The organism is Capnocytophaga felis (assembly GCF_009684755.1).
GTDB lineage: Bacteria > Bacteroidota > Bacteroidia > Flavobacteriales > Flavobacteriaceae > Capnocytophaga > Capnocytophaga felis.
On the sequence record NZ_BLBC01000031.1, the window covers coordinates 1 to 14602 of the forward strand.

12 protein-coding genes and 1 pseudogene are annotated in these 14602 nt (G+C 34.2%); 11 read left to right on the forward strand and 2 right to left on the reverse strand.

What is annotated here, in order from left to right:
* Positions 1-215 precede the first annotated feature (215 nt).
* From GN105_RS12635 to GN105_RS12660, 6 genes and pseudogenes are all read left to right on the forward strand, one after another.
* Positions 216-548 (forward strand): hypothetical protein, encoded by a 333-nt coding sequence (locus tag GN105_RS12635; RefSeq protein ID WP_155289175.1) that lies wholly within the window; start codon positions 216-218, stop codon positions 546-548.
* Positions 549-595: 47 nt separating this feature from the next.
* Positions 596-802 (forward strand): hypothetical protein, encoded by a 207-nt coding sequence (locus tag GN105_RS12640; RefSeq protein ID WP_155285748.1) that lies wholly within the window; start codon positions 596-598, stop codon positions 800-802.
* A 16-nt stretch (positions 803-818) separates the two neighbouring features.
* Positions 819-1686: pseudogene (locus GN105_RS12645) on the forward strand (IS1595 family transposase).
* A 103-nt stretch (positions 1687-1789) separates the two neighbouring features.
* Positions 1790-2854, forward strand: a complete 1065-nt coding sequence (gene aroC / locus GN105_RS12650; protein WP_155285749.1) for a chorismate synthase — start codon at positions 1790-1792, stop codon at positions 2852-2854.
* Between the two features lie 10 nt (positions 2855-2864).
* Positions 2865-4796 carry an LTA synthase family protein gene (locus tag GN105_RS12655; RefSeq protein ID WP_155285750.1) on the forward strand — a complete coding sequence of 644 codons (1932 nt, stop codon included), beginning with the start codon at positions 2865-2867 and terminating at the stop codon, positions 4794-4796.
* 260 nt (positions 4797-5056) lie between these two features.
* The gene (locus tag GN105_RS12660; protein ID WP_155285751.1) at positions 5057-5677 is read left to right on the forward strand and encodes an L-threonylcarbamoyladenylate synthase; all 621 of its coding nucleotides are present in this window, start codon (positions 5057-5059) and stop codon (positions 5675-5677) included.
* Positions 5678-5784: 107 nt separating this feature from the next.
* Here the strand turns inward: GN105_RS12660 and pepE are convergent, their stop codons facing one another.
* Both pepE and GN105_RS12670 read right to left on the reverse strand, forming a co-directional pair.
* A complete protein-coding gene (gene pepE, locus GN105_RS12665; protein ID WP_155285752.1) occupies positions 5785-6477 on the reverse strand; it encodes a dipeptidase PepE in 693 nt (230 codons plus the stop codon).
* Positions 6478-6523: 46 nt separating this feature from the next.
* Complete coding sequence (locus GN105_RS12670) at positions 6524-8764, reverse strand: M1 family metallopeptidase (protein WP_155285753.1); 2241 nt, start codon at positions 8762-8764, stop codon at positions 6524-6526.
* Between the two features lie 182 nt (positions 8765-8946).
* Between GN105_RS12670 and GN105_RS12675 the strand changes: the two genes are divergently transcribed.
* From GN105_RS12675 to GN105_RS12695, 5 genes are all read left to right on the forward strand, one after another.
* A complete protein-coding gene (locus GN105_RS12675) occupies positions 8947-10539 on the forward strand; it encodes a peptide chain release factor 3 (protein WP_155285754.1) in 1593 nt (530 codons plus the stop codon).
* A 72-nt stretch (positions 10540-10611) separates the two neighbouring features.
* Positions 10612-11379 carry a DeoR/GlpR family DNA-binding transcription regulator gene (locus GN105_RS12680; RefSeq protein ID WP_155285755.1) on the forward strand — a complete coding sequence of 256 codons (768 nt, stop codon included), beginning with the start codon at positions 10612-10614 and terminating at the stop codon, positions 11377-11379.
* Positions 11380-12022: 643 nt separating this feature from the next.
* Positions 12023-13417, forward strand: a complete 1395-nt coding sequence (gene mnmE / locus GN105_RS12685) for a tRNA uridine-5-carboxymethylaminomethyl(34) synthesis GTPase MnmE (protein WP_155285756.1) — start codon at positions 12023-12025, stop codon at positions 13415-13417.
* 317 nt (positions 13418-13734) lie between these two features.
* Positions 13735-13980 (forward strand): hypothetical protein, encoded by a 246-nt coding sequence (locus GN105_RS12690; RefSeq protein WP_155285757.1) that lies wholly within the window; start codon positions 13735-13737, stop codon positions 13978-13980.
* A gap of 188 nt (positions 13981-14168) precedes the next feature.
* Entirely contained in the window at positions 14169-14549 is a 381-nt protein-coding gene (locus tag GN105_RS12695) for a helix-turn-helix domain-containing protein (RefSeq protein ID WP_155285758.1), read from the forward strand.
* Positions 14550-14602 lie beyond the last annotated feature (53 nt).

Genomic DNA, 14602 nt, shown 5'->3' on the forward strand with positions numbered 1-14602 from the left:
AATAAACGTAGAAAACTTGCCATAACTTTTAATTCTATAGTACAATACATAAAATATCTTTAAACGCTTTTGAGAAGGTCTATGAAATCATAGGGTTTAAACGTTCAATGTTTGGAATAATTATTGTTATCCTAAATCAGCATTATTGGGAGGCTTTTTGAAGTTGAATTTGCCTCCAATGCTGATGTTTCTTTTTTGGAGAAAATGGTAATAGGGTGTGGGAACGGAATTTTGAAAAATTATCAGATGATGATTATGTACATATGAATTGTTTTTCAGGGAAATTATCTTGCCAATTTGATGAAGCAGAAAGCGGAAAAGTGTATGAAAGGGAGTATGTCATTGTGTCGTATTACGAAGAAATAGCACATTCATTCACAGGTGAACCAATGAAAACAAGTGTGGTTTTTAGTTCGTTTGACTTGCGAGTGAACAATTTGCTCATTAGTAAGAAAGATAGGATAAGAAATTTATTTGTAATTAAGGGTAAAAATCTTAAAGGAGAAAAAACTGATTTAGTTTTAACAGATGAAGAAATTGATTTTTGAGTATTACGAAGAACAATTAATGGATGATATTTTAAAAGAATATATCTTTGAAAAATGATGAAGAAGAACAGATTCCATTAAAAGTAATTGACCCTAAAAATAAACTTATGATAGTAATAAAAGCAATATTAAAGAGTAAAGGGCAAGAAATGGTCGCTATGTTGAAAATAGAAGATTGCTTTATTTGTGATGAACCATATATTTTTATAAAAGCATTATTATATATCCGTAATCAGGAATATTTGTATATTTGATTCAAGATCAGTGTTTATGGATATTTTTAGTTTCACGGCATACTTTGGTACGAAGGAAAATTAGCGAAATCACTTTGAAAATCAACGTAATAAGATAGACATCATTTACAAAAAATACTCAGGAACAGTACATTACTAGCATAAAAGTATCTAGACATATGAATGCAAAAATTGCAAAAGTCGCACTTCACTGCGAAGTAGAACAATTATGCAAAGCTCAAATATCTCATTTTTAGTCTGGTACAAAACAATGTTTTTTTAACGAGTTGTACCAAAAAAAGATTTTCTGTAAAGGAAATCCAAAAACAGTTAGGTTTAAAGCGTTATGAATCCGTTTGGGCAATGGTTCACAAGTTGAGAAAAGCCAATGGGAAATCGCGATAAACGCTATACTTTAGAAGATATGATGAACTTAATGAAGGGTATTTTACAGTAGAATCTTCTGAAATAGAGAAGGATAACAACAAAAGAAGTCGGAGCCGTTGGGCAACAAAATATGATAATTATGGGTTGAAACTTAAGAAAGTGGTTCGGTGAAGCCAAAGTATTCCGTTGGAAAATCCGAAAATAGGTAAAAAGAGGAATTGTGTTTTTATTTTAAGGCGAAGGTTTTAGAAACGCATACTTCGGAAGAAATCAACGAGGTTGTCAAACACAATATTGATAATCAAAGTGTTTTTTTACAGACCAAAGTACTTCTTATATAGATATTTCGGATTGTTATCAGTAATCCTAAAAGAAATTTGCTTTGTAACTATCATAAAATCAAACGAAAGTATTTACAATTATATTTAGATGAATTTGTTTACAAACTCAATCGTCTTTACTCTGGAGAACATTTATTCGACAGATTAGTTTTGGCAAACATTACCGCTTATGAGTGATTAGGGATATACAAATTTTTTAAAGTTGAATTAAGAAAATATTGTTAGTTCTCCGTTATTTGTTACTTTTGTGACATAAAGAAGTATTACACAAGAAAAAATTATGTCGGGAAATACATTCGGAACGATATTCAGGCTCACCACTTTTGGTGAATCGCACGGAGAGGCACTTGGCGGAATTATTGACGGTTGCCCAGCCGGAATAAATATTGATTTTGAGGCGATTCAAAAGGAATTAGACCGGCGAAAACCCGGACAATCTGCCATTGTTACCCAACGCAAAGAACCCGACGAAGTACGTTTTCTTTCAGGGATTTTTGAAGGAAAAACCACAGGAACTTCCATAGGTTTTATTATTGAAAATATAAATCAAAAATCGCACGATTACAATCATATAAAAAACGTTTATCGCCCCAGCCACGCCGATTATGTGTATGAGCAAAAATACGGGCATCGTGATTATCGAGGGGGCGGACGCAGTTCGGCTCGTGAAACAGCTTGTCGCGTCGTGGCAGGAGCTATCGCCAAGCAGGTTTTAAAAGATATTCGTTTTTCGGCTTATGTTTCTTCCGTAGGGGAACTCTTTGTAAATAAACATTATACAGAATTGGATTTATCGTTAACGGAAACCAATCCCGTTCGTTGTCCGGATTTGGAATTGGCTTCAAAAATGGAAAATTATATTAAAGAAATCCGAAAAGAAGGCGATACGGTAGGCGGAACGATAACTTGTGTTATCCGAAATGTTCCCATTGGTTTGGGCGAACCTGTTTTCGATCGATTGCACGCACAACTTGGCAAGGCGATGCTTTCCATCAATGCGGTAAAAGGTTTTGAATATGGTAGCGGATTTGAAGGAACAAAACAGCGTGGAAGCCAACACAATGACCTTTTTAATCCTGACGGAACCACGCAAACCAATCGTTCGGGAGGGATTCAAGGCGGCATCAGTAACGGAATGGATATTTATTTTAAGGTGGCTTTCAAGCCTGTGGCAACCCTTATGCAAATGCAATCGGCTTTGGATTCAGACGGAAACATCGTGCCAATGCAAGGCAAAGGCAGGCACGACCCTTGCGTGGTGCCACGTGCAGTCCCCATCGTAGAGGCAATGGCGGCAATGGTAATTCTGGATTTCTATTTGATGAATAAAACAGTAACGATTTAATCAATACTTTATGAAAAACATTCGCTTTGGAGAATATAAAGTTTTGTTTTACAGACTTTTTTTGGCATATTTGTTTTATTTCTTTGCCAGAACTTTGTTTTATGTTTTTAACAAAGACATAATTTTGATTGAAAGCATTTCAGAATATTTTAGGTTAGCTTTTTATGGGTTGCTATTTGATTCGTCTGCAATTATTTATGTAAACTTACTTTTTATTTTGGTTAGTTTGTTACCACTTTGGATAAACACTTCCAAAGGCTATCAAAAGGTAGTTTTTTGGATATACTTTCTAACGAATATTCCTGCGTATTTACTCAACTTCATTGATATTGTTTTTTTTCAGTACAACCGCTCTCGGCTTACGCTAAGTGCTTGGAATTTAGCTGCAAATGAAGAAAACAAGCTAACGCTTCTTTTCGGATTTTTAACAAGGTATTGGTTTGTATTTGTGGCTTTTATCATTTTGGTTGCTTTTTGGATTTTCTTATACAGAAAAGTAAAAATCAATACATTTCAGGTTAAAAACAAACTGATTTACTTTGGGCTTTCTGTGATTATTATGGTCCTTTTAACGCCTTTATTTTTATTGGGAATACGCGGAATGCCTTTCAAAAAGGGAACTATCCCGATAACAATTACCGACGCAAACAAATACGCCAATGACCTCTCGCAAGTAAATGTGGTATTAAACACACCTTTTTGTATTATCAGAATGTTGGGGAATAATGACCTTTTCCGAAAATATGATTTCGTTTCGGAAGATTATATCCAAAAAAATATCCAACCGATAAAGCAATACAACCGAAAGGTAGAAAACAAACCTAACGTGGTATTATTCATTTTGGAGGGAATGGGAGCAGAGTATTTCAATACTTTTAACAAAAATAAAAATATTCCCAACTTCAAATCATATACTCCTTTTTTGGATTCTTTGGCACAAAACGGGTTTTATTTTTCAAATGTTTACTCCAATGCAAGTCGTTCTATGGAAGGAATTTCGGCAATTATGGCAGGTATCCCTACTTTTGAAGTGGCATTGGCTTCTTCGCCGCATTCTCAACAAGAAATTGCTTCAATTGCCAATATATACAGCGAGTTAGGATACGAAACAGCCTTTTTGCACGGAGCAACCAACGGTTCAATGGGTTTTAGCGGATTTACAAAACAAATCGGGTTTGAGAGTTATTTGGGACGAACCGAATTTAACGATGACAGCCAGCATAACGGAAGTTGGGGAATACACGACGAGCCTTTCTTGCAATTCAGTCAAAAGGAAATAAGCAAAATGAAATCTCCTTTTTTGGCAACAATATTCACGCTTTCTTCGCACGAACCTTATACGTTCCCGAAAGAATATGAAAATCAATTTAATAAAGGAGATATCCCGATGCATAATGCCGTTGCTTATACCGATTATTCCATAAAGAAATTTTTTGAAAGTGCCAAAAAAGAAAAATGGTTTGCAAATACAATTTTTGCTTTCGTGGCTGACCACCCTGCAATATCTTTTTATGATTATTACAAACAGAAAATAGCTTATTATAACATTCCGATTATTTTTTACAGCCCGAATCCAGATTTAATTCCGCAAGGAAATTCAGATGAATTGGCACAACAAATTGATATGTTCCCGACGTTGGTGGATTTGGTTGGGTATAAAAAACCGTTCCGTTCGTGGGGAAGAAGTTTGTTTTCAGATAAAAATGAACCACATCGGGCGTATGTTATGAATCGCAATTTTTATCAATTAATGCAAGGGAATTATATTTATGTGGCTGATATAAAAGGAAATATCATTGGAGTTTATGATAAAACAGATTTAGACTTAAAAACCAACTTACAGAATAAAGTAAATAATGCGGAAATTGAAAAAGGCATCACCGACCTTAAAGCCTTTATGCAAGATTTTATGAACCGCATTCTTGACAAGAAGTTGAAGTAAAACAGATTTTTATCTGTTTTTTTTATTTTGGAAAGTTTATGTAATTCAGAATAAACTTTTCCATTTTTTACAAAAAAGAAAACAAATCTTTATTATAACTCGAAATTCCAAACGACTTTCTGTTTTTAAAATGGCGGAAAAAATATTTTAAAAGAAATTATACCTGAAATTAAAAAATAAACAAGTTTTTTAGTATTTTTGATTCATAAAAGCAAAACTAACTTTAATACGGAACGTAAAACAACAAAAACAACAGAATTATGGCAGAGTTTATAAAAATTTATAATGAAAATCCGAATGAAAAAGAAATTGCAAAAGTGGTGCAAGTCCTTCGCAATGGTGGTTTGGTAATTTACCCGACAGATACGGTATATGGTTTGGGTTGTGATATTACAAATACAAAGGCTTTAGAAAGAATTGCAAAAATTAAAGGAATTAAATTAGAAAAAGCGAATTTTTCGTTCATTTGTCCTGATTTGAGTAACCTTTCGGATTATGTCAAACAGATTGATACAAGTACGTTTAAAATTTTGAAAAGAGCCTTGCCGGGTCCTTATACATTCATTTTGCCGGGAAGTAATAATCTTCCGTCGGCTTTTAAAAAGAAAAAAACGGTAGGTATCCGCATTCCGGATAACAACATTGCTCGAATTATTGTGGAACGATTAGGCAATCCGATAGTATCTACTTCCATACGTGATGAAGATGACGTGATTGAATACACTACTGACCCCGAACTTATATTTGAAAAATGGCAGAATAAAGTTGATATTGTGATAGATGGAGGATATGGTGACAATATGGCATCAACTGTGATAGACCTTTCGGGTAGCGAACCCGTGGTAATACGTGAAGGGAAGGGGAGTACAGATATTTTTTAGTAAGACGACACAAATAATAAAAATAATATTACATATCAAAAAAACTCAATAAAAAGAATTTAATTTCGATTTATTGAGTTTTTTATCTTTAAAATTGAAAAATTTCTTTAAAAAATCAGTTCGGAAACTTCCTTAGGCTCGTGGTTTTTTAAGAATAACCGTGCAGTTAAATCACCTTTAAGAGTGATTTTATTGTTTTCAACACAAATCCAGCTTCCTTCCCGAAGTCCCACAACAGGAATATCATTTAGTTTATGGAATTCTTTAATGCGAGTTTCGCGGGTTTCGCCTTTATGTTTGCTATTTGGGTCAGGGTCAAGATAATGCGGATTTAAATTAAAAGGCACAAGCCCAAGTGTTTTAAAACTTGGCGGATAAATAATAGGCATATCATTGGTGGTTTGCATCGTTTGCCCTGCAATGTTACTTCCTGCACTTGTTCCCATATAGGGCGTTCCGTTTTCAACTACTTTACGAAGTGTATCCATCAGGTTCAGTTTGTAAAGTTGTGTTACAAGCAGAAAAGTGTTTCCGCCTCCCGTGAATATAGCTTTTGCTTTGTTGAGGGCTTTTTCAGGGCTTTCAAATGAATGTAATCCTATGATTTTCTTGCCAATGGAAGAAAAACCTTTTTGAGCAATTTCGGTGTATTCATCGTGTGAAATTCCACTTGGTCTGGCATACGGAATAAATATAATTTCATTAATTCCTTTAAAAAAACGAGTTAATTCTTCTTGTAAATAAGAGAGATATGTTCCTCCGTAAACAGTTGAAGTGCTTGCCAAAAGTATTTTTTTCATTTTTCGAATATTTTTATTTGAGATGATAACAATTGTTTATTATTGATTAGTCTTTGATAATAAAAGTATTGTTTTCTTTATTGATGTCAGCCGTAGCCTTTTGAGGGTCAATGGTAAAAGATTTTATAGGTTCGTTGGAAGTTATAACGTAAGTGAATTCTTTATTGTCCAATCGCCAAACTTGTACGGGGAACTTCATAACTTCTGATGTGCCATCTTTGTAATTGATTTCCAACAGAATTGGCATTGGTACGCCTCCAAGTTTTTCAAAAGTAACTTCATAGAAATAATTCGGTTGAGGTGATACGGCTTGTTCCTCCAAACTGCGATTATCAGCAATGTAATCACTTAACGGAGTGGATAATTCAATCACACTTTTTTCCGTATTTTCTATTTTATAGGCAGCATCTTCTTTTGGAACCAAATGCACTAACGGAACCAAGTCGCTAACCTTAATATTTCTTTGCTTAAGCATTTCTTTAACCTCTTCGCTTGGTTGTTCCGAAACTTGATATTGCTTCACGGATTTAATTCCTAAATCCACATAATCAGTAGTATAAAACCAAGTTCTCCAAAACCAATCCAATTCCACTCCTGAAGCATCACTCATCGTTCTGAAAAAATCTTCGGGTGTTGGGTGTTTGAATTTCCAACGTTGAACGTATGTTTTGAAAGCAAAATCAAAAAGCTTCGGTCCCATAATGGTTTCTCGTAAAATGGATAATCCTGCAGCGGGTTTGCTATACGCATTTTGCCCTAATTGTGTAATTTCTTCAGGATTAGACATAATAGGCTCCAAATAAGCAGGGTCGCCCGACATATAATTTGTAATTTGCTCAGGGAAACCTCTTTCGGAAGGATAAGCCTTATAAGGAGCGATGTCCTGCGGATATAATTTACCGTATTCTTGTTCTGTTAAATATTGTAGAAAAGTGTTGAAACCTTCGTCGAGCCATCCCCATTGACGTTCGTCCGAATTTACAATCATTGGGAAAAAATTATGTCCCACTTCGTGAATAATCACGCTAATCATTCCAAATTTTACATCCATTGGCGTAAATCCGTTCAGACCGGGACGTCCGTGATTCCAGCAAATCATTGGATATTCCATTCCTTGCTCTTCCGCACTGATTGATACGGCTTTAGGGTACGGAAAATCCAAAGTGTATTTGGAATATGTTTTCAAAGTGTGTGCAACAACTTTTGTAGAAAAATCCTCCCAAAGCGGATTACTTTCTTTCGGATATAATGAAATAGCCATTACGTTTTTGTTGCCAATTTTTACAGCCATTGCATCGTAGATGAATTTTCGGGAAGTAGAAAAAGCAAAATCACGTACATTTTGAGCTTTAAATCGCCAAGTTTTTTTGGTTTTGACCTTATTTTTTTCTCTCGCTTCTGCTTCTTGTTGTGTGGCAATGATTACGGGTTTGTCGAAAGATTTTTCTGCTAAAGCATATCGTTTTAACATTTCCGGCGTGAAAACTTCTTTTCTATTCTGCAATTCACCCGTAGCTTCAACAAGATGGTCAGACGGAACTGTGATTGAAACATCGTAATTTCCGAAAGATAAAGCAAACTCGGCATTGCCCCAAAATTGCTGATTCTGCCAGCCTTCCACATCATTGTACATAGCCATACGCGGGAAAAATTGTGCAATTACGTACAAATAATTATCGTCTTTCTCAAAGTATTCATAACCTGAACGTCCGCCTATTTTTTTATAATCGCTGATTTGGTAATTCCATTGAATTGAGAAAGTTATCTTTGTGTTCGGAGCCAAAGGTTTGTCTAAATCAACACGCATCATTGTTTGATTGATAATGTAAGGAAGAGGTTTTCCATTAACATCTTTCACGTTTTCTATTTGAAATCCGCCTTCAAAAGGAAGTGTCATAAAGGTATTTACAAAATCTTTCGGTTCGTAGAAAGGTTTCACCAATTTTGTATCTCTTTTTTTCGATGGAGATTCAGCAGCGAACTTATTTTGGTCTAATTGTAACCACAAGTATTCCAAACTTTCAGGGGAATTGTTATGATAGGTAATGGTTTCTTTACCGTATAATTTTTGATTTTCATCATCAAGTTCTATTTGCATAACATAATCAGCTTGTTGCTGATAATACGCAGGTCCGGGAGCTCCTGAGGCTGTTCGGAATTGATTGGGAGAGGCAAACTCTTGATACATTCTTCGGAAAGGATTATGCATTCCTCGCTCTGTGTTTTTTTCCTGAGCGGAAACGCCCAAGCAACATAAAAAAATAACGGATAATATAAGTCTATTCATTGAATGATTTTTGAAGTTGGACAAAGGTAAAAAATTATATTTGAACAGAAAAGTAGGTTTTTATATTTTATTTTTCGGTTTGATGTTTCTCAAAAAACGATTAAAAAGCTCTTGTTCTTGTTTAAATAAATCAAATGCGTTATTTTTGCGTTCGGAATTATTTAAAAAAGAATATTTTATAGATGTCGATACTTCAAGAAATACAAAAACGCAGAACCTTTGGCGTTATTGCCCACCCCGATGCCGGAAAAACTACGCTGACGGAAAAACTATTGCTTTTCGGTGGAGCCATTCAGGAAGCGGGAGCCGTTAAAAGCAACAAAATCAAAAAAGGAGCTACTTCCGATTTTATGGAAATTGAGCGTCAACGTGGGATTTCGGTGGCGACTTCCGTTTTAGCTTTCAATTATAAAGATTATAAAATCAATATATTAGATACGCCTGGGCACAAAGATTTTGCCGAAGATACTTTCCGAACCTTAACGGCGGTTGATAGCGTAATCGTGGTGATTGACGTTGCCAAAGGGGTGGAGGAGCAAACCGAAAAACTCGTAGAAGTTTGCCGTATGCGAAATATCCCAATGATCGTGTTTATCAATAAGTTAGACCGAGAAGGGAAAGATGCTTTCGACCTTTTGGACGAAGTAGAACAAAAACTTGGACTTTCAGTAACGCCACTTAGTTTCCCAATCGGAATGGGGTATGATTTCAAAGGAATTTATAATATTTGGGAAAAGAATATCAACTTATTTTCAGGCGATAGCCGAAGAAATATCGAAGAAACCATCGCTTTTGATAATGTGAACGACCCCGAATTGGATAAAATCATCGGTGAAAAATCGGCTGAAAATCTGCGTAGTGAGTTGGAATTGGTGTACGAAGTGTATCCGCCTTTTGACCGCGAAGCCTACCTAAACGGAACACAACAGCCTGTTTTCTTTGGCTCGGCATTGAATAATTTCGGCGTTCGTGAGCTTTTGGATTGCTTTGTGGAAATTGCTCCGTCGCCCCGCTCCAAGGCTAGCGACAAACGCGTGGTAAACCCTGATGAAAATACGTTTAGCGGATTTGTTTTCAAAATTCACGCCAATATGGATCCAAACCACCGCAACCGTTTGGCGTTTGTGAAAATCGTTTCGGGAACTTTTGAACGAAACAAACCTTACTTGCACGTTCGCCACGGCAAAAAGCTAAAATTTTCAAGTCCGAATGCCTTTTTTGCGGAGAAAAAAGAAGTGGTTGATATTTCGTATGCTGGTGATATTGTGGGACTTCACGATACCGGAAATTTCAAAATCGGGGATACTTTAACCGAAGGCGAAGTACTTCAATTTAAAGGAATTCCGTCATTTTCTCCGGAACATTTCCGTTATATCAACAATGCTGACCCATTGAAATCCAAACAATTGGAAAAAGGTATTGACCAGCTGATGGACGAAGGTGTGGCACAGCTTTTCAAATTGGATTTTAACGGAAGAAAAGTCATCGGAACGGTTGGTGCGTTGCAGTATGAAGTTATTCAGTACCGATTGGAACACGAATACGGAGCCAAATGTAGTTACGAAACCTTCCCGATACATAAAGCCTGTTGGGTGGAAGAGCCTGAAAATCCGAAAGATGCCGAGTTTCAGGATTTTCTTCGTGTGAAGCAAAAATATATGGCTCGCGACAAACAAGGGCAACGTGTTTTCCTTGCCGATTCGGCATTTTCCATCGAGATGGTAAAACAAAAATATCCGAACGTGAAGCTACATTTTACTTCGGAATTTGAATAAAATATTTGTTGTAAAAAAAAATTATAGTAAGTTTGTCGTATCAGTGTTTAAAATCTTTAATAAATAGAAGTTATGAAAGCTCTTAATGAACGTCAAATCAAAATAGTAGAAGCTTTAGAGACTACAAAATACATCAGTGTAAATGAATTAAGTGAGAAGTTAAATGTATCTGTAGTAACAATTCGTAAGGATTTAACTCTTTTAGAACGAGAAGGTTATCTTCATCGTACACACGGAGGAGCGAGCAAACAAGGAAGATATGTTTTTGACCAAACCATTTCGGAAAAAGAAATGCTTAATGTGGAACAAAAACAAAAAATTACAAACAAAGCATTGGATTACGTGAAAGAAGGAGATTTTATCATTCTTTCTTCAGGTACAACGATTCATTTATTAGCACAAAAACTTCCTGATAATAAAAATATTACGGTTCTTACTCCGTCGCTTCGGGTGGCTTTAGATGTTTGTAAAAAACAAAATATCAATACGATACATTTGGGTGGAGAAGTTCGTAAAAATTCTACTTCTACGATAGGAGCTTTGGCAGAAGAAACATTGAGTAATTTTTCTTGCACAACTTTATTTTTAGGAATCGAAGGAATTGACCTTGATTTTGGTATAAGCACCACAAATGCAGGAGAGGCTCATTTGAACAGGAAAATGTTGGAACGAGTTGATCAGGTGATTGTGCTTGCTGATGCTTCAAAAATACACCGACGCGGATTTGGATTTATATGTTACGTTGAAAAAATAGATGTGTTGATTACAGATGCTTCCATCGACCCTGAATTCGTTGAAGAATTGGAAAAACGAGGTGTAGAAGTTGTGATTGCTTTATAAAAATAGTTATTCTTTTTATTTTTTATCTATAAAATACTTAAATCATCTTTAAAACTGATATAGAAGAAAAATAAACCTATCAATTCTTTTTAGAAAATCAAGTAAAATAATAGATGAAGTATATAAAATCATAAATTATTTTTTAGTAAAAATCTAAAAATACTTTGTTTCACCCAATACAATAAGTTTAATTTAATAAAATAAATTCGCTGCGTTTGATGTGATAAATTTAAATCGATGAAATAAATTGATTGCATTCAATGTAATAAATTTAATATGATAAAATAAACTAATTGCATTGGGTGAATTATTTTTAAAATATAATTATGAATTAATTACATTGAGTGATTTAAGTTTAATAGTTTAAAATGTATTTATTTCATAAGATGAAACTTGATTATTTTTATGAATTTATGTAGTTTCAATTTTGTATTTATATTATTATATGTGTAATGTTTAAAAAAAGAATGATTATTCATTATTTTTTATAACTAATATAAAAGAAATGATATGAAATATAAGATTTTATCATATACAATACTTAAATTCAATAGAAAATTTAAATATAAAATATCTTTTGGACTATATTCTTTTAAATAATTTGATATAAAAAAGAATTTTACATATAAAAAATCATAAAAAAATGAATGAAACTATCATAGCACTGGCAACAGCTTCGGGAAGTGGAGCTATTTCAATTATCAGAATATCAGGTAATGACGCTATTTCAATTGCTGATAGCGTTTTTAAAGCACATCACGGAAGGAGTTTAGGTAATTCCAATTCACATACAGTTCATTTGGGATATTTTTTTGAAGGAGAAACTATAATTGATGAATGTCTTGCTACGATTTTTAAAGGTAAGAAGTCATATACAGGAGAACCTACAGTAGAGTTTTCTTGTCACGGAAGCAATTACATTATTCAGCAAGTGATAAAAGTTTGTCTTGCTAAAGGATGTCGATTAGCAAAGGCGGGAGAGTTTACTTTGAGGGCATTTCTAAATGGAAAGATGGATTTATCACAAGCCGAAGCCGTAGCTGATTTAATTGCTTCCGACAGTGAAGCTTCTCACGCCATTGCTATGAAACAAATGCGAGGAGGTTTTACTTCTGAAATTGAGGAACTTCGTACTGAATTGTTGAATTTTGCATCTTTAATTGAATTGGAACTTGATTTTTCTGAAGAAGATGTAGAATTTGCTGACAGAAATCAATTTCGTACACTGCTTTTAAAGATTCAAAAGACAATTAAACGTTTGATGGATTCATTTGCAACGGGAAATGTCATTAAGAATGGAGTTCCGGTAGCGATTGTGGGAAAACCCAATGCAGGGAAATCAACACTTTTGAATGCTCTTTTAAATGAGGAACGAGCGATTGTGTCGGACATTGCGGGAACAACACGCGATACCATTGAGGAAGTGTTACACATAGGTGGAACAGCTTTCCGATTTATTGATACGGCAGGTATTCGTGAAACTTCGGATAAAATAGAGGAAATTGGCGTAAAAAAAGCAAAAGAAAAGATTGCTCAAGCCAATGTTCTATTGTATCTCTACGATGAGTTAGATAATCATCCTCAGGAAGTTATTGACTTTGTGAAAGAAGTATATCGTGAGGATTTAAAAATTATTCTTCTGCATAACAAAGTAGATTTATCAGGTGAAGAATTTGGAGAGTTCGACCAAAAATTGAAGTCAGAACTTGTCCCTAAATATACGGATATTATTTTGGGAATTTCTGCTAAGGAGAATGTAAATATTGACCTATTGAAGTCAGAACTCGCAACGTATGCTGACAGTTTTACGTCCTCTGCAAATAATGTAATTATTAGTAATTCACGTCATTACGAAGCACTTGCTAATGCTCTTTCTGAAATTATAAAAGTTCAGGAAGGTTTGGAAAGGAATCTTTCAGGCGACTTACTTGCCATTGACATTCGCGAAGCCTTATACCACCTCGGAACCATCTCTGGCGAAGTTACTAATGACGAAGTACTCGGGAATATATTTGCGAATTTCTGTATCGGCAAATAGGATGATGAAAATCAAGTTGTTGTTTATCAATTAAATGCAGAGTTATTTTTCAGATTTATAGGTGATTATCAAATTTTTTTGTGTTACATTTTGATACATTGTATTGTTTATTATTACTTTTTTGAGTCACTAATTTGGATACTATGTTGTTTTGAAACAAATTTTTGAGAGTGTACTGAGACACTATGGAGAAATTATCAATCGTAAATACTACTAAATAATGGAAGATAATCGTAAATACATAGATATTAATTACTAACGCAGAGAGGATAAAAAGTAAACAGAAGTAATAAATAGATATAAAAATGTAGTATTCAATGGAAAAAGAAGATATTATTACAACTTTAACTGACGAAGAAAGGGAATTATACAATAGTCCTTTGAAGATAGCTCAACAGTTTGAACCTTCTTTACCTCAAAGTTGGGTCGAACAACAACAGAGAGCTATTTTGCAGGGAATAATTATCAGAAGATACAATGAAAGTTTGACGGAACAAGAAGCGTTTAAACAGGCGAAAGCACAAGCGTTGAAGATAGCTAAACTATTGAGAAAAGAGAAGTAATGATTTCTAAATAAAGTGAATAGCTAATTATCAATTAGTTGTTTTTTTAATCAGATAAATGTGATGTAACTTTTAGTTTTACAGGCGTTTATCTGATTTTTGTGTTTTACGTTTAAATTACTTGTTGTCTTGAAACGAATTTCGGTTGAGTTTTGCGACACGATAATGTAAGAAAGACAATAATAAAAATGAGTAGTAACATCAGGGTTGAACGTATTTGTGTTCATTGTAAAGAACAGTTTATAGCAAAAACTTTCTACACGAAGTATTGTTCTCATAAGTGTAGTCAAAAGGCTTATAAACAAAGGATAAAACAAGAAAAACTTGAAAAAGTAAAGGAAGAACAATCTGTTGAAAAGAAAGTTTTGAAATTTAATAATATTTCTGAAAGTGCTGATATAGAGTCTTTAAACAAGAAAACGTATTTGAGTATTTCTGAGGTTTGTGCTTTGATGAATTTAAGTGATTCCACGGTTCGGAAGTTAATCAAAGAGGAGCGTATAAAAATGATACGATTAGGTAAGAAGCATATTATTGTAAAATCAGAAATAGAAAATCTGATGAAATAATTCAAAATTTAATGATTATCTTTAATTTTATCAATAAACTTGTTTAAACTTTT